Annotated in this window: 18 protein-coding genes; 4 read left to right on the forward strand and 14 right to left on the reverse strand. The window is 50.9% G+C overall.

What is annotated here, in order from left to right:
- Window positions 1–31 precede the first annotated feature (31 nt).
- From OMP95_RS01765 to OMP95_RS01825, 13 genes are all read right to left on the reverse strand, one after another.
- Window positions 32–1,309, reverse strand: coding sequence for a dihydroorotase (locus tag OMP95_RS01765; protein ID WP_266325295.1), 1,278 nt, complete (start codon window positions 1,307–1,309; stop codon window positions 32–34).
- Window positions 1,306–2,280 (reverse strand): aspartate carbamoyltransferase catalytic subunit, encoded by a 975-nt coding sequence (locus OMP95_RS01770; RefSeq protein ID WP_266325297.1) that lies wholly within the window; start codon window positions 2,278–2,280, stop codon window positions 1,306–1,308. The genes OMP95_RS01765 and OMP95_RS01770 overlap by 4 nt, the downstream gene beginning before the upstream one ends.
- Window positions 2,270–2,800 carry a bifunctional pyr operon transcriptional regulator/uracil phosphoribosyltransferase PyrR gene (gene pyrR, locus OMP95_RS01775; RefSeq protein ID WP_266325299.1) on the reverse strand — a complete coding sequence of 177 codons (531 nt, stop codon included), beginning with the start codon at window positions 2,798–2,800 and terminating at the stop codon, window positions 2,270–2,272. Before pyrR ends, OMP95_RS01770 begins: the two co-directional genes overlap by 11 nt.
- A 229-nt stretch (window positions 2,801–3,029) precedes the next feature.
- Window positions 3,030–3,464, reverse strand: a complete 435-nt coding sequence (ruvX, locus tag OMP95_RS01780; protein ID WP_266325301.1) for a Holliday junction resolvase RuvX — start codon at window positions 3,462–3,464, stop codon at window positions 3,030–3,032.
- On the reverse strand, window positions 3,461–4,021 hold the full coding sequence (locus OMP95_RS01785; protein WP_266325303.1) for a YqgE/AlgH family protein: 561 nt from the start codon (window positions 4,019–4,021) through the stop codon (window positions 3,461–3,463). Before OMP95_RS01785 ends, ruvX begins: the two co-directional genes overlap by 4 nt.
- 7 nt (window positions 4,022–4,028) lie before the next feature.
- Window positions 4,029–5,411, reverse strand: coding sequence for a Trk system potassium transporter TrkA (trkA, locus tag OMP95_RS01790; protein WP_266325305.1), 1,383 nt, complete (start codon window positions 5,409–5,411; stop codon window positions 4,029–4,031).
- A gap of 149 nt (window positions 5,412–5,560) precedes the next feature.
- Window positions 5,561–6,835 carry a sigma-54-dependent transcriptional regulator gene (locus tag OMP95_RS01795; RefSeq protein WP_266325307.1) on the reverse strand — a complete coding sequence of 425 codons (1,275 nt, stop codon included), beginning with the start codon at window positions 6,833–6,835 and terminating at the stop codon, window positions 5,561–5,563.
- On the reverse strand, window positions 6,832–8,997 hold the full coding sequence (locus OMP95_RS01800) for a sensor histidine kinase (RefSeq protein ID WP_266325309.1): 2,166 nt from the start codon (window positions 8,995–8,997) through the stop codon (window positions 6,832–6,834). The genes OMP95_RS01795 and OMP95_RS01800 overlap by 4 nt, the downstream gene beginning before the upstream one ends.
- Complete coding sequence (locus OMP95_RS01805; RefSeq protein WP_266325311.1) at window positions 8,988–9,563, reverse strand: DUF4390 domain-containing protein; 576 nt, start codon at window positions 9,561–9,563, stop codon at window positions 8,988–8,990. Before OMP95_RS01805 ends, OMP95_RS01800 begins: the two co-directional genes overlap by 10 nt.
- Entirely contained in the window at window positions 9,541–10,845 is a 1,305-nt protein-coding gene (gene rsmB / locus OMP95_RS01810) for a 16S rRNA (cytosine(967)-C(5))-methyltransferase RsmB (protein ID WP_266325313.1), read from the reverse strand. Before rsmB ends, OMP95_RS01805 begins: the two co-directional genes overlap by 23 nt.
- Window positions 10,838–11,767, reverse strand: a complete 930-nt coding sequence (gene fmt / locus OMP95_RS01815; RefSeq protein ID WP_266325315.1) for a methionyl-tRNA formyltransferase — start codon at window positions 11,765–11,767, stop codon at window positions 10,838–10,840. The genes rsmB and fmt overlap by 8 nt, the downstream gene beginning before the upstream one ends.
- 8 nt (window positions 11,768–11,775) lie before the next feature.
- Window positions 11,776–12,279 carry a peptide deformylase gene (gene def / locus OMP95_RS01820; protein WP_266325317.1) on the reverse strand — a complete coding sequence of 168 codons (504 nt, stop codon included), beginning with the start codon at window positions 12,277–12,279 and terminating at the stop codon, window positions 11,776–11,778.
- Window positions 12,280–12,423: 144 nt separating this feature from the next.
- Window positions 12,424–12,741 (reverse strand): c-type cytochrome, encoded by a 318-nt coding sequence (locus tag OMP95_RS01825; protein ID WP_266325319.1) that lies wholly within the window; start codon window positions 12,739–12,741, stop codon window positions 12,424–12,426.
- A 198-nt stretch (window positions 12,742–12,939) separates the two neighbouring features.
- Here OMP95_RS01825 and OMP95_RS01830 point away from each other — a divergent pair, with 198 nt between their 5' ends.
- The 4 genes from OMP95_RS01830 (at window position 12,940) to topA (ending at window position 17,958) form a co-directional block, all read left to right on the forward strand.
- Window positions 12,940–13,971 carry a LysM peptidoglycan-binding domain-containing protein gene (locus tag OMP95_RS01830; protein WP_266325321.1) on the forward strand — a complete coding sequence of 344 codons (1,032 nt, stop codon included), beginning with the start codon at window positions 12,940–12,942 and terminating at the stop codon, window positions 13,969–13,971.
- A 6-nt stretch (window positions 13,972–13,977) separates the two neighbouring features.
- Window positions 13,978–15,096 (forward strand): DNA-processing protein DprA, encoded by a 1,119-nt coding sequence (dprA, locus tag OMP95_RS01835; RefSeq protein WP_266325323.1) that lies wholly within the window; start codon window positions 13,978–13,980, stop codon window positions 15,094–15,096.
- 23 nt (window positions 15,097–15,119) lie between these two features.
- The gene (locus OMP95_RS01840; RefSeq protein WP_266325325.1) at window positions 15,120–15,587 is read left to right on the forward strand and encodes a DUF494 family protein; all 468 of its coding nucleotides are present in this window, start codon (window positions 15,120–15,122) and stop codon (window positions 15,585–15,587) included.
- A gap of 85 nt (window positions 15,588–15,672) precedes the next feature.
- Window positions 15,673–17,958: a type I DNA topoisomerase gene (gene topA / locus OMP95_RS01845; protein ID WP_266325327.1), complete on the forward strand. Its 2,286-nt coding sequence runs from the start codon at window positions 15,673–15,675 to the stop codon at window positions 17,956–17,958.
- Between the two features lie 4 nt (window positions 17,959–17,962).
- On the opposite strand, the gene OMP95_RS01850 is transcribed toward topA, so the two are convergent.
- The gene (locus OMP95_RS01850; RefSeq protein ID WP_266325329.1) at window positions 17,963–18,244 is read right to left on the reverse strand and encodes a SelT/SelW/SelH family protein; all 282 of its coding nucleotides are present in this window, start codon (window positions 18,242–18,244) and stop codon (window positions 17,963–17,965) included.
- Window positions 18,245–18,250: the final 6 nt, after the last annotated feature.

An 18,250-nucleotide genomic window follows, 5' to 3' on the forward strand; every position in this document is an offset into this window, starting at 1 on the left:
AAGCTTATCCTTAATGTTTGCTGAAAAAAGGTTAATACCGTTCATAAACCAGGCGGCCATGAAATAGCGTATGGCTGACTTGGTGGTTAAATAACCAGCCAGCGAAAGGGCTGTTTTTACCCGCACTGATAAAGTTAAGGGGCCGACATTCGTACTCGGAATCGGGGTCGATAATGCACAAATCGGCTACCGCCCCTACTTTCAGCTGGCCCGATTCGATACCGAGAATATCTGCAGGATTGCAGGTCAAAGCGGCCAACGCCTGACAGAGATTGATTTCATCTTCCTCTACCAGTTTCATTGTTAATGGTAACAATGTTTCCAGACCTGATATGCCCGGTTGTGTTTCGGCAAAAGGACCCAGTTTGGCATCCTTGTCCAGTGGCTGGTGGTGAGAAGAAATGGCGGCAATCACACCATCACGTAATCCTTGTTGCAGTTGCTCGCGATCACGGATGCTGCGCAGTGGCGGCAATACATGACTGAGGCTGTCGTAATTGCCCAGATCATGTTCAGACAGATGCAGGTGATGGGCACTGACATCTGCGGTAACCGGCAGCCCGCGGCTCTGGGCATCACGAATCATCTTTACCGCTTTGCCACAGGATAAATTATGAAAGTGAGCGCGTACACCTGTTTGCTCAATCAGAATTAAATCCCGGCTGACGGCAACGGTTTCCGCGCTTTCCGGGATACCGCCCAGGCCCAATCTCGTACTGACCGAACCTTCATGCACACAACCCTGAGATTGCAGCCAGGGATCAACGGCATTGATAAATACGGTCATATCCAATGTGGCGGCATAAGCCATGGCGCGTTGCTGGATCACACTGTTTTTAATAGCGGACAAGCCGTTACTGATACCGATGCAACCAGCGGCTTTCAGCCTTGCCATTTCCGCCAGTAGTTCGCTCTCCAGATTCTGGGTCATGGCGCCGACAGTCAGTACCATGGTACGGGCCGCTTTTTTGGCGCGATCCTCGATCAGTTCAACTACAGCCGGATTATCAATCACCGGATCGGTATCAGGGGGCACACATAAGGTTGTGACACCGCCGGCTGCCGCGGCGGCTGTTTCACTATTAATGGTAGCGGTGTGTTCCTGACCGGGCTCCCGCAGCCGGACGCTTAAATCCACCAGGCCCGGGCTGATAATCAGGCCTGAAGCATCAATAATCCGGTCGGCGGTAAAGTCATCAAAATAGTCGGTAATTGCCACGATTTTACCGTCGCTGATAAAGACATCATGTCTGGTGTCAAGCTGGCTGGCCGGGTCAATAACACGGCCGTTTTTTATGCGAATCTTCATGCTTGTATCTCATGTTGTTCTGATTGCGATCCCAGAGCCATGGACATGACGGCCATCCGGATCGCAATGCCATGAGTGACTTGTTCCAGAATCACAGATTGCGGGCCATCGGCGACCGAAGAGGCAATTTCGACGCCACGGTTAATCGGGCCGGGATGCATGACGATGGCATCAGGTTTGGCCAGCTTAAGTTTTTCTTCACTGAGGCCGTAGCAGTGATAATACTCGCGGGCGCTGGGTAATAATGCCCCTTGCATGCGTTCCAGTTGCAGTCGCAGCATGATGACTACATCGACATCTTTCAGGCCGGTTGCCATATCGTGATAAACGTGTACGCCCAAAGTCTGGCAGTTAGATGGCAACAGGGTTTGCGGGCCGATAACTCGTATTTCACCGACGCCCAGTGTCGCTAAAGCCTGAATTTGCGAGCGCGCTACCCGTGAATGCAGAATATCGCCGACAATGGCAACCCGCAGATCGGGGAAAAAATGCTTGTGGCGGCGGATGGTAAACATGTCCAGCATCGCCTGAGTGGGGTGGGCATGACAGCCATCACCAGCATTGATCACACTGACGTGGGGCGAGACATGTTCGGCGATAAATTCGGCGGCGCCACTCTGGTTATGGCGTACCACAAACATGTCAGTGTGCATGGATTCCAGGTTGTGCAGGGTATCGAGCAGACTCTCGCCTTTGGAGGTAGCCGAGGTACTGATATTGAAATTCATTACATCGGCAGATAAGCGTTTTGCGGCCAGCTCGAAGGTTGAGCGGGTACGGGTACTGTTTTCAAAAAACAGGTTAACGATGGTTTTACCCCGCAGAATCGGGACTTTTTTCACCTGGCGATTGGTGATGCCGGAAAACTGTTCGGCGCGATCCATTATTTCGGTGAGCAGGGGCTTTTTCAGACCATCAATAGTGAGAAAGTGGCGTAACTGTCCCTGTTCTGTCAGCTGATTATTCTTCATTCACCCCTCCCCTGGTGCGATATTCCAACTGCAAGCCTGAGGTATTGGTCAGCTTGATATGCTGATCGTTGGGCAGCTCAATGGATTCACCGATGATATCGGCCTGGATCGGTAGCTCTCTGCCATTTCGCTCCATCAGAACTGCCAGGCAAACACTGGCTGGGCGTCCATAGTCGAAAATTTCATTGAGAGCGGCCCGGGTGGTGCGTCCACTGTGCAATACATCATCAACCAGCAGCAAATGACGGCCATCGACACTGAAGGGCAGATCGGAAGGGGTTACCTGGGGGTGCATGCCGATACGGGTAAAGTCATCACGATAATAGGCAATGTTCAATGTGCCCAGCGGTGCATCAAAAAAGTCTGCGCCGAGTATTTCCTGCAATGCCTTGGCCACCCAGACTCCGCCGGTATGTATGCCGACCAGTAACGGTTTGCGGTCGCCCAGTTGGTCACGGATTTCTGCTGCCATATTTTCCAGCAAATCCTGTACTTGTGATGGTGAGAGTGCAATGGTCATAGTTGTTCCAACCTGAAAACCTCAGTTGAACACGGAGTTTGCACTGAGAACCAAGAGCGCAAGACAAGGCTCCGCTCGCCGGCACTAGTATTATCCTTGCCAAGAGCGGTAACGGCATATTGCGCTCTTGGAGCCAGCGCAAAACCGTGTAGCGTTGTTAAGCTCATCTGGAAAGCGGATGGGGCGCAATAGGCTTTTAAATTCATATCTACACCTTAATAATAAAGAGTTAGCGGTCAACGGAGGTTTTCAGGTTTAACCATGATTGAAGTATGAGTTGTGCCGATAAACGGTCGACGTCGCTACGCTGACGGGAGTTCATTTTACTGCGGATACCCATATGATCCAGTGCTTCGTATGTGGTCAGCCGTTCATCCTGCCATTCTACCGGGATATTAAAACGTCCATGCAGTCTGTTGCCAAAGCGTCTGGCGGCCGCGGTCATCTCCTGTTCCGTTCCGTCCATATTGAGCGGCAGCCCCACCACCAGCAGGTCAGGTTGCCACTCGTCGAGTAGTTTTTTGATCTGCTCCCAATCCGGTATGCCATCCCGTGCCTTGATAGCGGTGAGCGGATTGGCTGTGGCAGTGAGTTCCTGACCGACAGCAATACCGATGTTTTTCATACCAAAATCAAAACCGAGTATAGTCCGCGTGCCGCTCATGCGTGTCCTGTGGAGTTGGACATCAGATTGATATCGATACCGAGCAGTTTGGCTGCAGCCTGCCAGCGTTTGTCCGCCGGCGTATCAAACAGCAGATCATGTGTTGCCGGTACCGTCAGCCAGCTGTTTTCTGCGAGTTCCTGTTCCAACTGACCCGCTCCCCAGCCGGCAAACCCCAGCGTGACCAGGGAATGTTCCGGTCCTTTATCGGTACCAATGGCCTCGAGAATATCTGTGGAGGTGGTCAGAAATATGTCTTCAGCCAGCTGTATACTGGATTTCCAGTGGCCTTCGCGTTGATCATGAATCACCATGCCCTGACCTTTTTGCACCGGCCCACCAAACAATACGGGGGTGGTTTTGATAAGTTCGGATTCGTTATCAATTTGCAGGTGGGATAATAATTCTTCCAGCATGATGCGCGTCGGGCGATTAACGATCAAACCCATAGCGCCATTCTGATCATGCTCACACAGATAGACTACTGACCGATAAAAAAATGAATCGGACAAGGCAGGCATGGCGACCAGAAAATGGTTTTGTAATGTAGACTCCATGTGGCTCCTAGAAAAAAGTAAAACCAACTTGGAACAAACGCTCTACCTCCTTAATATAGCGTTTATTGATTAAAAACAAGATCACGTGGTCCTCGGATTCGATTACGGTATCATGATGCGCAATAATCACTTTCTCTCCACGGACGATGGCGCCAATGGTTGTGCCGGGTGGCAGGTCGATCTCTTCAATCCGTCGTCCCACCACTACGGAGGAACTGCTATCTCCGTGAGCAACCGCTTCCAGCGCTTCGGCCGCGCCCCGGCGCAGCGAGTGAACAGCGACAATATCACCACGGCGGATGTGGGCAAGCAAGCTGCCGATAGTCGCTTGCTGCGGCGACAGCGCGATATCTATACTGCTGCTTTCGACCAGATCCACGTATGCGGCGCGGTTAATCAGTGATAAAACTTTAGTGGCACCGAGTCGTTTTGCCAGCATGGATGACAGGATATTAGCCTCATCATCATTGGTTAGCGCGCAAAACAGATCAACTTTATCGATTTCTTCTTCCAGCAGCAGCTCTTCATTGGCCACATCACCCAACAGTACAATCGAGTTGGTCAGTACTTCTGACAAATAATCGGCCCGCTGTGGATTCGCTTCAATCAACTTGATTTGATAATCATTTTCCAGTGCCTTGGCCAGGCGGACACCGATATGACCGCCTCCGGCAAGCATGATGCGTTTATAGGGTTTTTCCAGTCTGCGCAGTTCGCCCATTACAGCATGAATATCTTTGCTGGCGGCAATGAAAAATACTTCATCATCCGCTTGAATGACGGTGTCTCCGGTGGGCGTGATAGGGCGGCCGGCGCGGAAAATAGCGGCGACGCGGGTATCGGATTTGGGTATGTGTTTGGGTAAAGCCCGCAATGGATGACCCACCAGAGGGCCGCCGTGAAAAGCTCTGACTGCGACCAGCTGAACTTTGCCCTCGGCAAAGTCAAGCACCTGTAGTGCGTTGGGATGGCTGATCAGACGTTGAATATAGTCGGTGACAATCTGTTCCGGACTGATCAGCATATCAATGGCAATGGCCTGCGGGTTTTCTTTATCGAATAATTGCGGCGTAGACAGGTAACCGATTGAGCGTATGCGGGCGATCTTGGTGGGGGTGTTATAGAGTGTATGGCAAATCTGACAGGCGATCATATTGGTTTCATCACTGTTGGTTACAGCGAGAATTAAATCCGCATCCTCAGCGCCGGCGCGTGCTAACACATCAGGATGTGAGGCTTCACCCTGAATGGTACGAATATCGTAATGATCCTGCAGCCTGAGCAGATTGGTGTTGTCGGTGTCAACCAGGGTCACATCGTCGTCTTCCCGCGCCAGGGTGGCCGCAACGGAAGAGCCGACTTGCCCGGCGCCCAGAATCAGAATTTTCATACGTTTATCCTAGTGTCGTGTCCTGAATAAGATGACTATATCGCGAGATCGCTAAAGGGTCAGTTGCAAGGCGCGGTGTGCTGGCAATGGCTATTCCCTTGTCAAGCGCCGTAACGCCGCAGATGATCCTTTGACGACTCGCTCGGAGGCTAGATCTGTTTTGTATCAATACCCAGCGACCGCAACTTGCGATACAAATGGGTGCGTTCCATACCGGCTAGTTTGGCTGCTTTACCGACATTACCATCAGTTTCCTGCAGTTTTTGCAGCAGGTATAAGCGTTCGAACTGTTCGCGTGCTTCACGCAGGGGCAAGTCGAAATTGATGGTCTCATCGCCGGCAGCGGTGGTTTCGGCTTCGGTTTTCAGGGCGTGTTCGATATCGGCAACATCGATATCGTCACCTTCACCCAGCACCAGCAATCGCTGAATTACGTTTTTGAGTTCGAGTACATTGCCCGGCCAGTCGTGGTTGCGCAAGCGGTTTTGCGCGGCGACCGTGAAACGACGGTAAGGCAGCCCGGCCTGCGTGGTTTGCAGATCGACAAAGTGATGCACCAGTTCGGGAATATCTTCGATATGTTCACGTAAGGGTGGCAAAGCCAGTGTGATGCTGTTGAGCTGATACAGCAGCCCTTCAGTGAAATCATGGTTATCAACCGCTTTTTGCAGTGAATACTGGGTGGCACAGATCAATTGGCAATGATCCAGCTGGTTGCTTTCCAACAGGTGCAGTAACAAAGCCTGAGCCTCATCGCTGAGCAGCGCCAGATCATTGATGTAAATACAGTTGTTTGCAACCAGAGATTTAAATTTAAGACTGTCCAGCGGAAAGCTTTCCGGGCTGAACTCGATAAATTTACCGTCGGCAAAATTACCCAGGCTGTGCAGGTAGTGGGCAAAACAGTGTTTACCAGCCCCGCCCTCACCGATCAGCATGATCGGCATATTATGACGGGCAATCCGTTCGACCTGTTCACGCAGCAGGTTCATTTGACTGCTTTTACCGACCGGCACCTGCGACAATTCCCGTCGGATAGCGACTTGTTTGGCGCGGTTTTCCAGTGCCATTTCGACGCCACGCAGCAGTTTGGCGGTCGACAACGGTTTTTCGATAAAATCACTGGCGCCCAGCCGTGTTGCTTCAACCGCGGTTTCAATAGTGCCGTGACCGGATATCATGACGATAGTGACCGCTTTGTTCTGCTGTTTGAATTCTTTCAGCAGGCTGATGCCATCAATATCAGGCATCCAGATATCCAGCAATACAAGATCCGGTGGCTGTGTGTTGAATTCTTTCCGTGCCTGTTCACCGTTGGCTGCGATGCTGACCTGGTAATTCTCGTCTTGCAGAATATCCCTGATCAACTCTCGAATATCAGGCTCGTCATCCACAACTAAAATCAGTGGTTTGTCTGTACTCACGCTCGATGATCCTCCAATGGTAATCGGATCATTATACTTGTTCCGTCGGGGCTGAGGTTTTCTGCCCAGACGTCACCGCCATGCTCCTCAATGATTTTTTTGACAATGGCAAGCCCCAGTCCGGTCCCCCGGTATTTGGTAGTGGCATACGGTTCGAATAGTTTGTCGATAATGGCCGCCGGAATGCCCGGCCCATGATCACGAATATTGATTTCCAGCCAGCGCCGACTATTCTGTTCAACTGGATGATAACTGATAACGATATCGACCGGTATCTGAGTCTCTTCACAGGCTTCGATTGCATTTTTCAGCAGGTTATGCAGGACTTGGCGGAAACGGTTGGCATCTATAAGCAACTGGATATCTTCGCGACTGTTGAGCAAGGCAAACTGATGATTGGGGTTGCTCTGGTACATGGTCAGCACTTCACGAATCAACTGACCAATTGAATGAGGCTGTAATTGCAAAGCCGGGGTGCGGGCATATTCGGAAAACTCATTGACCATTTCCTTCATGGCTTCCACTTGCTGCACGATAGTGCCGGTTAGTTTGTTTACCGATTCAGCTTGATCGTGCGGAATCAGGGTATTGTACTTACGCTGCAAACGCTCTGCGGATAGCTGAATCGGAGTCAGCGGATTTTTGATTTCATGGGCCAGTCTGCGGGCGACTTCCCCCCAGGCTGCATTACGCTGAGCTTGCAGCAGTGTGGTGATATCGTCAAATACCACCACCCATCCCGCATCGTTGGGCAGTTGCGTGCCATGACAGATCAGGGTTTGATGCCCTTTTTTATGCCTAAGCTCAATTTGTTGCTCCCAGTTGACGCCTTTGTGAGCACAATTTTCGATCATCTGGCAGAAGGTTTTCAGGTTTTCATTGACCTGTGCCAGTTTCGACAATGGGCTGTCGAGTCGTTGTTGCAGATTAACACCAAGAATTTTAGTACTGGCAACATTGGCCGTGTGCAGATAAAACCGCTGGTTGATAGTCACTACACCGCTGGACAGACTGCCAAGCACGGTGGTCAGATAATTGGTCTGTTGTTCCAGCAGGCGATGACTGCGCTGAGATGCATTGCGTGCATGTGTCAGGCGCTGGGTCATTTGGTTGAAGGAACGTACCAGAAAACCGATTTCATCATGTCCGGAAGCGGTCAGTTGCATATTGTAATTGCCGGAAGCCACGGCCTGTGTACCTTCCGCCAGGCTCTGCAAAGGTTCAACGATACGTCTGGATATCCAGATTGCAAACCATATCGACGCCAGAATCGTCAGGAATACAATCAGGCTCAGCGTTAATGTGAAAATGGTCACCAGCGGTTTACGCAGGTAGCGGAGTTCCTTGTAGTCGGTATAGGCTTTCTGCACAGTTTTGCCCAGTTCGCTCAGGTTTTCGTTGACAGGAAACAGTACATTGAGCAGACGTTCTTCTGCCAATACTGAGCGTTGTGGAATGCGCACCGCAGCACGCAATTGCAGATTATCATTTTCGCTGGAATCCAGGCTGATATAGTCTTCTTTTTGCTGCATTTGACGCAAAATAGTGTCGTTGGGACGGTTAGGAACCATAATCGCAGGTGTTTCAATGCTGGAGACGACCAGCTGGCCGTCCATGGTCCAGATACTGAGCTCCAGCGCGCCACTGAGTTGGGTCAAATCACGCAAGCTGTGTGACAGTTCCGAATCGGGTAATTCGCCTAGTACACCCGCCATCATACGGGTTTGGCGCAGCAGCGTTCGCATGCGAATGCCAAAGGCCGTCCGGCTCAATTCCAGAGAGTCATCCAGTGCCTGTTCGATTTTGACGTCAAACCAGCTGTTAATACCGCGATGCAGGAAGTGCATCGAGAAGCCGTAAACAATGGATGTCGCGACCAGAATCAGCAATACAAACAGACTCACCAGTCGGATGGTCAGTCGGGATCCTGCTTTGTTTTTCTTGAAATCCCGGTAAAGGCGAAACAGGCTGCGTGCCAGAAGCGCGGCGAGCAGGAGCAGACAGACCAGACCGATGCCGAAAATAATCAGAAATAAATCGTTGAGTCGGGAGCTATCCTGAGTGGCGACGCTGAGCAGATAAGCCAGCACCAGTAATAAAAAAGCCAGAGAAAAATAAGGTGCGGTGCCGGAACTGAGCCGTTTGATAAATGTTATGGCCATACCGCTTCCACCCAGGGACTGGTCAGTTGCCATTTACTGGAAATCAGCGCGCCGGGGCGCATCGGTGTCGGCAGGGCATACAAATCCAGCCCACTGCGTATACGCAAGATCAAATTGCTGGTTTTTGTAGTATGTTCAGGCGGCAGGCTCAGGTTTTCGATATGGCCCAGTGTGGCCAGCGCCCCTTCTATAGTGGGGAAATTTTGCTGATCGTGGGTATCCAGAGACAATACGACATATTGTTCAGCCAATGCGTGGTAGCGTAACTCGTATCGGAGTTCGACTTGCCACAAGGTGGTTTCCCATTGCCAGAAATTGCCGAGAACAGGAATGGATCGAACCAGTTCCAATTCTTGTACAAAAGTGAGGGGAACACCGTTATCCAGGGCTTCAGCGACTCTCGGCGTCAAGGGATAATCGATTTGGGCATTAAGCACATAGCCGTTGCCGATTTGATGAATAACCGGGTTATTGACGCTGAAGGTGGCCGCGGAGGCGCTGGCATGAAATGCCAGCAGCATAAACAAGGTTTGCAGGATGCGTTTAGCGGCGGCGCAGGCAGGCATAATAAAACCCATCCATGACATCGTCGCCGGGCAGACGCTGATAGCCATAAGGTCTTGGTCGGGCCGGAGACCTGTCGGGCCTGACTTCCTCGGCATCCGGGTGTCGCTGCAGAAACGCTTCAATTTGCTGCTCGTTCTCTTGTTTAAAAGCAGAGCAGGTAGTGTAAACCATCAGGCCGTCCGCTTTCAGTAAAGGCCATAGATTATCGAGCAATTGTTGTTGTTTCTGTGCCAGATTGCTGATGTCTTCCGGCCGTCGCAAGGTTTTGATATCAGGATGACGGCGGATCACGCCGCTGCCGGAGCAGGGCGCATCGATCAAAATACGGTCAAAGGTCTTGCCGTCCCACCATTTTCCGGTGTCAGCCGCATCGGCCGCCATCAATGTCGCATTAAGTCGCAGACGATCGGTGTTTTGTCTGATCTGTTTGAGCCGCTCAGGATCAATATCCAAAGCCAGTACTTCATTCTCCGGCGCAATTTCGAGGATATGGCAAGTTTTCCCGCCCGGCGCGGCGCAGGCGTCCAGAATACGTTGTCCTGTCTTAATTGACATCAGCGGGGCAACCAGCTGTGCCGCACCATCCTGCACCGATACCATACCTTCACTGAAGCCGGGTAAAGCATAAACATCCGTGGCCTCCTGTAACAGAATGCCGTTGTCACAGCCGGCCATCGCACTGGCAGCAATCTCTGCTTTCGTGAGCATTAGCAGATAGGTGTCACGTGAAGCCAGCTGTTGATTGACCCGCAGCATCATCGGCGGTTGTTGATTGTTAGCCTCAGTAAGCTGTTGCCAAGCTGCCGGCCAGTCATGCTGATATTGTTTAAGCAGCCAGTCGGGGTGGGCATAATAGGCGCTTTCATGTTGTTTGAGTTGCTGCTCCAGCGAGTCTTGCTGGCGTTGATAGTTGCGCAGGCAAGCGTTCAGCAAGCCAACGGCCCACTGTTTGCCGAGCTTTTTACTGGCGTTGACCGTTTCTGAAATGGCGGCATGCGGCGGGGTGCGCATACTGCGAAGCTGGAACAGGCCGATCAGCAGCAGAGCCTGAATGTCCGCATCTTTATTTTTGAACGGTTTTTTCAACAATTGCGAGCCGAGGAAAGTCAGTGTGGGTTGCCAGCGTAATACGCCGTAACAAATCTGCTGACACAAACCTCGTTCTTTTTCTGCCAGTAACGGCAGGTTCTGAGCCAGCATGGCATTCAGAGAACGATGCTGACCGATGACTTGGGCCAGAATTGTGGCGGCAGCCGAGCGGGCACAAAGCAGTTTAGCCAAGGTGTTCGCCGACCTCAATGGTATTAGCGTTGAGAAAATCCTGTACCGCCATCGCCCGTTTGCCGGGGATTTGCAGCTGTTTTACCCGTAATAAACCTTCACCGGTAGCAATATCTATCCCCTGTTTGCTCACCGCGATAACCGTGCCGGGCCTAGCCTGACTATCACCTTCGTTAACATCGGCCTGCCATATTTTGAAAGTATTATCACGCCAGCGTGTTTGTGCGACCGGCCAGGGATTAAAGGCATTGATCTGACGGCGAATAGCCGTGGCGGGTTGGGACCAGTCTATCTCAGCTTCCTGTTTTTGCAGTTTGTCGGCATAGCAACTCAGGGCGTTGTTTTGCTGCTGAGCATGTTGTTGCCTGTATTCAAGATCGGACAGGCTTGTTACCAGTGTGTTGGCACCCAGTTTGGCCAGACGGTCATGCAGATCCTGAGCGGTGTCATCAGCGTGTATGGGACAACGGGCTTCAGCCAGTACCGGGCCAGTATCTAGACCTGCTTCCATTTGCATGATGCAGATACCGGATTCTTTGTCTCCGGCGAGAATGGCGCGCTGAATCGGGGCGGCACCGCGCCAGCGAGGCAGTAATGATGCATGCACATTGATACACCCCAACCGCGGGGTGTCGAGTACGGCTTGTGGTAATAACAAGCCATAAGCCGCAACCACCATCAGATCTGCCTGGTAAGCCGCCAGGGTTTGACGGCTTTCCTCGGTCTTAAAGTTGAGCGGTTGTTCTACCGGAATATTATGTTGCAAAGCCAGCTGTTTGACCGGGCTGGCCGTTAGTTTACGGCCGCGGCCTGCGGGACGGTCGGGTTGGGTATAAACAGCACAGATGTCATGCTCGGTGCCCAGTAACGCGGTTAGCGTTTCGGCAGCAAAAGCTGGCGTACCGGCAAAAATGATGCGCATTACGATCCTTACAGTTTTTGTTTTTGGTGTTTTTCCAGACGTTTTCTGATGCGCTGTCGCTTCAGATTGCTGAGGTAGTCGATAAAGAGTTTACCATCCAGGTGATCGATCTCATGCTGAACGCAGGTGGCAAGCAAGCCCTCAGCATCAAATTCGATATCTTCGCCTTGCAGGTTAACCGCTTTGACTTTGACCTTGTCGGCACGAATCACAGCTTCGTAAGCTTCGGGTACAGACAAGCAGCCTTCTTCAAACTCTCGTTCACCTTCTTTATAAAGAATTTCCGGATTGATAAGCACCAGCGGGTCACTTTTATCCTCAGAGATGTCGATAACGATGATACGCCGTTGTATATCAACCTGATTGGCAGCGAGGCCGATCCCGGGTGCGTCATACATGGTTTCCAGCATATCTTCAGCGAGCTGGCGGATATCATCCGTTACTTCGGCGATCGGCTCCGCTTTTTTGCGTAAGCGGGGATCCGGGAAATGAAGAATATTCAAAATAGCCATGGTAGTACCTGTGTGTTTGCTCTGATTTAAGAGCAATGCAAGTTCAGAATATTTTTATTGTAATGCGGATAAGCAAGCTTGAGAAATGTTGCTGTTAATAAAAAGGCGGCCAGAGGCCGCCCGCTGACCGATTCTGCAACAAGCTTATTTCAAGCTGGCAAAATAAGCAGCCAGATTATCGATGTCTTCATCGGACAGATTGGCAGCCTGTTGCTGCATCAGCGATGCCATGCCTCCTTGGCGTTCTTTGCTGCGGTATGCTTTTAATGCTGAAACCAGATAAGCTTCATTTTGCCCGGCCAGGTTGGGATAAGCAGGTATGGTAGCAATACCGTTGGCGCCATGACAGGCTGCACAAATACCGGCTTTAGCTTTGCCGGCTTCAACGTCGCCCGCAGCCATGGCCGTGGGTGCTGTTATTAATGTAGCGATGCTCAGCAGGGTGATAGCAATAGATTTCATAACGTTACTCCTTTCCAGATGCAGTAATATAATGCCATGTATAGTGCTGATAATGTAAACCAAATCGTTGGTATATGACAGTTTTTATCGTTATTAGTTGCCTAATAACTTGATAAGTGTTTACGCTTATAACACACTATATCCACTGTTACTCAATACTGGGATCAGGGTAACGTTTATGCCCATGAGGATATTTCAATGATACGACGCATTGTCTTTAGTCTGTTTTTTGTATTGTTAAGCTTGCCGCTGGTGGCAAATGAAGTCGAACTCAACCCTGATCATCCACAACGTTATACCGTTGTTAAAGGTGACACCTTGTGGGATATTTCGGGCATGTTTCTCAGGTATCCCTGGCACTGGCCCGATATCTGGTACGTCAATCCCCAAATTGAAAACCCACACCTGATTTATCCCGGAGACGAACTCACGCTGGTTTATCGTGATGGTCAGCCGATGTTGGAACTCAGTCGTGGCAAGCGTACTGTCAAACTGTCTCCACAAGTGCGTGAGACCATGCTGGACAAAGCGATTCCGACCATCCCATTGTCAGCGATAAGGCCTTTCCTGACCAAACCGAGAGTAGTCGGTGCCGAAGTTATGGAAACCGCGCCTTACGTGGTGGCCAGTGCTGATGAGAGACTGATTTCCGGCTCAGGCGATTATGTTTACGCCCGTGGTATCAATGAAAATCAAGCAGAAACTTACAGTGTTTTCCACGGCGGCGAGGTCTATGTTGATCCGGAGACTAACGAAGTCCTGGGTTATGAAGCTATTTATACGGGGGATGCCAGCCTGGCTGCGGCAGGCGATCCGGCCAAAATGGATTTGACTTATACCAATCGCGAAGTACAGATCGGTGACCGCTTGCTGGAAGTGGAAGAGGAGGACTTTGATCTTAATTTTATTCCGCGTTCTCCGGAGCAAGACCTGCATGGCCGGATCATTTCTGTGTTTGATGGTGTGTCGCAGGTCGGTCAATATCAGATTGTGGTACTGAACCTGGGCACACGGGACGGGCTTGAATCCGGACATGTTTTATCCGTATTCCAGGCGGGTGAAACTATCGAGGATCAAGTGACAGCAGATCGTAAGGATACGGTCACACTGCCTGATGAGCATGCGGGTGAGGCAATGGTGTTCAAACTGTATGAAAAAGTCAGTTATGCCATTGTAATGAAAGCAACCCGTGCGATTCACCTTTACGACAAAGTGAACAGCGCCCCATAAAAGGACTTGCTTCTGGATAATATTCCTGACAAGCAAAAATCGCTGGCTTGTTGGATTGCCCTGCAACGAATTCCGGGAGTGGGGCCTGCGACTTATGCCAGACTGCTGGAACAGTTTGGCGATCCTCAACGCATTCTGGACAAGCCGGGCCGTATCAACGGCCTGAGCCAATCTGTACAAGAAGCGCTTTATCAGCCTGACTGGCAACAGGTCGAACGCGATTTGGCCTGGCTGGAGGCTGAGAACCGAACGGTTATTACCCTGCATGATCCGCACTATCCTGAACTGCTGCGGCAGATCAGTGATCCGCCTTGTGTATTGTATGTCCAGGGTGATGCCAGCTTGTTATCAGAATGGCAACTGGCGATCGTCGGTAGTCGTAATCCTTCTGCATCAGGACGCGATACCGCTTTTGATTTTGCCCGCTACCTTGCTGGTGGTGGTCTCACCGTGACCAGTGGTCTGGCAATGGGGATTGATGGTGCCGCGCACAAAGGCGCATTGGCCGCAGGTGGTAAAACCATCGCTGTGGTGGCAACCGGGTTGGATCGGGTGTATCCGGCGCAACATCGCCAGTTAGCACATGATATTGCCGCCAATGGCGCTATAGTCTCTGAATTCCCTTTAGGCACAACACCACGAGCGGAGCTGTTTCCCAGACGTAATCGTATTATCAGCGGCCTGTCGTTGGGCACGTTGATAGTGGAGGCTGCATTGAAAAGCGGTTCTCTGATCACGGCCAGAATGGCGATGGAGCAGAGTAGAGAAGTGTTTGCGATACCAGGGTCTATTCATAATCCATTGTCCCGTGGTTGTCATCAGCTTATTCGAGAAGGGGCGAAGCTGGTGGAAACAGCGGATGATATTATTGAAGAGCTGAGCGCACTGGCCGGGGTAAGGAAACCTTTGGCAGTTGATCTGGCAGATTTCTCGGTCAGTCATGAAAAAGATAGCGATTACCGGATTCTGTTTGAATATTTGGGATATGACCCTGTCCCTGTAGATAAGTTGATTGAAAATAGCGGATTGACGGCTGATGTCGTTTCATCCATGCTGTTATTACTAGAGTTACAAGGTGAGGTTGAGTCATTGCCGGGCGGACGTTATGTACGAACGGGTTCCTGAACCAGGCTTATAAAGAGAAACGAATGAAAGAAAATGTAATTGATGTGTTGTTGTATCTGTTTGAAAACTACATCGACACAGAAGACAGTGATAAGCCCGATAACGATGTGTTGGAACTGGAACTGGAACAAGTCGGTTTTCAGGAACTGGAAATTCACAAAGCGTTGGAATGGCTTGAAAATATGACTGTTGTGGCGGATATGCCGCTCAAGCGGCATGCGACCATGCGGGTATTCAGTGAAGTGGAAAAGGAAAGACTTGACGTTGAAAGCCGTGGTTATCTGCTGTTTCTGGAACAGGTCGGCGTTTTGGATGTCGAAACGCGTGAAGTTGTGATCGAACGGGTCATGGCGCTGGATACGGAAGAAATCGACCTGGATCAGCTCAAATGGGTGATCTTGATGGTACTTTTCTACCAGCCCGGCAGGGAAGTTGCTTTTGCCTGGATGGAAGATCTGGTGTTTGAAGACCTGGAGGCTGTTGTTCACTGACACAGCGAAAAACAGACTGCTCAAAACTCTGCCCGTGTAATGCGGGCTTTGTTGTTTAATACGCTGGTTTTTGGTACTGGAGAATATGGGAAAGAAATTAGTCATCGTCGAATCGCCTGCCAAGGCGAAGACCATCAAAAAATATCTGGGAAAAGATGTCGAAGTGCTGGCTTCTTATGGCCATGTTCGGGATTTGCTGCCCAAAGAAGGCGCTGTCGATCCGGCTAATGACTTTGCGATGAAGTATCAAATTATCGATCGTAACAGCAAACATGTCGACGCCATTGCTAAGGCGATGAAAAAAGCCGATGCCCTCTATCTGGCAACGGATCCGGATCGCGAGGGAGAGGCCATTTCCTGGCATCTCTACGAATTGTTGAAAAAGCGCGGCGTTTTGAAAGACAAAGAAACCTATCGCGTTGTCTTTCATGAAATCACCAAACAAGCAGTCAACGATGCGGTCGCCCATCCGCGAGACTTATCTATGGATATGGTCAACGCGCAGCAGGCGCGACGTGCACTTGATTATCTGGTGGGGTTTACGCTGTCACCGTTATTGTGGAAAAAAGTCCGGCGCGGGCTTTCCGCGGGCCGGGTGCAGAGTCCGGCTTTACGCATGATCGTCGAACGTGAACTGGAAATTGAAGCTTTTACCCCCAGGGAATACTGGACCATCGAAGCCGATGCGGCGGCGGAAGATAAAGCCTTTCAGGCCAAGCTGACGCATTTTGAAGGCACAAAACTCAGCCAGTTCAGTGTCGATAATGCTGATCAGTCTGCCGAAGTGGTGGCTAAGCTCAATAAAGCTGCTCAGGGTAAATTGCTGGTTACCAGCGTTGACAAAAAACAACGCAAACGCAATCCGGCCGCGCCTTTTACTACCTCGACCTTGCAGCAGGAAGCTTCGCGTAAGCTGGGTTTTGGCGCGCAACGCACCATGAGTGTGGCCCAGCAGTTATATGAAGGGGTGGATACTGGTGAAGGTGCTGTCGGTTTGATCACCTATATGCGTACGGACTCGGTCACGCTGGCGGCTGAAGCCGTGGAGGAAATCCGCAGCTTTATTGCCGAGAAATATGGCAAACAGATGGTGCCGGGCAAGCCGCAGCAATACAAAACCAAATCCAAAAACGCTCAGGAAGCGCACGAAGCGATACGCCCCACTTCAGCGATGCGTACGCCGGAAGAGATGAAAGCCTACCTGCCCGTCGATCAGCTCAAACTCTATACCCTGATTTGGCAACGCACAGTGGCCTGTCAGATGGTGCACGCAACCCTGAATACCGTTGCCGTGGATCTGGGCTGTGGCAGTGGCAATACCTTCAGAGCCAATGGTTCTACCGTCGTGAATCCCGGTTTTATGAGTGTGTATCTGGAAGGTAAGGACGATACTGCTAAAACAGATAAAGATGAGAACCTGCTGCCGCCGATGGAAGTGGGACAGATCGTCGATCTCAAAGCTATCCGGCCTGAACAGCATTTTACCGAGCCGCCACCGCGTTACAGTGAAGCCAGCCTGGTGCGCAGTCTGGAAGAGCACGATATCGGCCGTCCATCGACTTATGCCAGTATTATTTCTACCCTGTTGCAGCGTGAGTATGTTGAGTTGGTGACCAAACGTTTCCACCCCACCGATGTCGGTCGTGTGGTGGGCAAATTCCTGGTCGAACACTTCACCAAGTATGTCGACTATGATTTTACTGCCAAGCTGGAAGATGAACTCGATGCGGTTGCCCGCGGTGAAGAAGAATGGATTCCGCTGTTACGCAATTTCTGGGGGCCGTTCAAGGAACAGGTAGAAACCAAAGACAAAGAGGTCCAGCGCAGTGACGTGACCCAGGAACTTCTGGATGAGGACTGTCCGAAATGTGGTAAAAAGCTTTCCAGCCGTTTGGGGCGGAGCGGGCGCTTTATTGGTTGTACCGGTTATCCGGAGTGCGATTACACCCGAAATATTAATGGCGAAGAGAACACCAATAACGAACCTGAAGTAGTCGAAGGACGTAAATGTCCGAAATGTGAATCTGATTTGTGGATCCGCACCGGCAAATACGGCAAATTCATCGGTTGTTCAAGCTATCCAAAATGCAAACATATCGAATCTCTGGAGCAACCGACTAATACCGGTGTTGAGTGTCCCAAATGCCATAAAGGTGAAATCCTGACCCGTAAGTCACGTCGTGGCAAAGTGTTTTATTCCTGTTCCGAATACCCGTCGTGTGATTATGCGATCTGGAATGAACCGGTAGCTGAAGCGTGTCCGAATTGCAGCTGGCCTATTTTGACCATCAAAACCACCAAAAGCAAAGGCACCGAAAAAGTTTGCCCGCAAAAAGAATGCGGTTTTACGGAAAAGATTGAAAGCGCCTAGGTGTTTATGGTTCGGGTTTGCGATCAGCATGTCCGAGATCCCGCTCCGGAGCGATCACGTCTCTGACCCGTTGTTTAAGCTCGGTAATTTCCGGAAAGCGCCCTTCATTTTTGCGTGACCACACCAGTTTGTCATTGGCGGTCACTTCAAAAACGCCGCCGCTGCCGGGTTTGAGGGTCAGCTCATCCACTTCACCGTCAAAGGTGGTCAGCAGTTCCTGTGCCATCCACCCTGCGCGAAGCAACCAGCGGCATTGAGTGCAGTAAGTGATGGTTATCTTGTTCATTTGACT

Source organism: Methylophaga sp. OBS4, assembly GCF_026319305.1.
Taxonomy (GTDB): Bacteria; Pseudomonadota; Gammaproteobacteria; order Nitrosococcales; family Methylophagaceae; genus Methylophaga.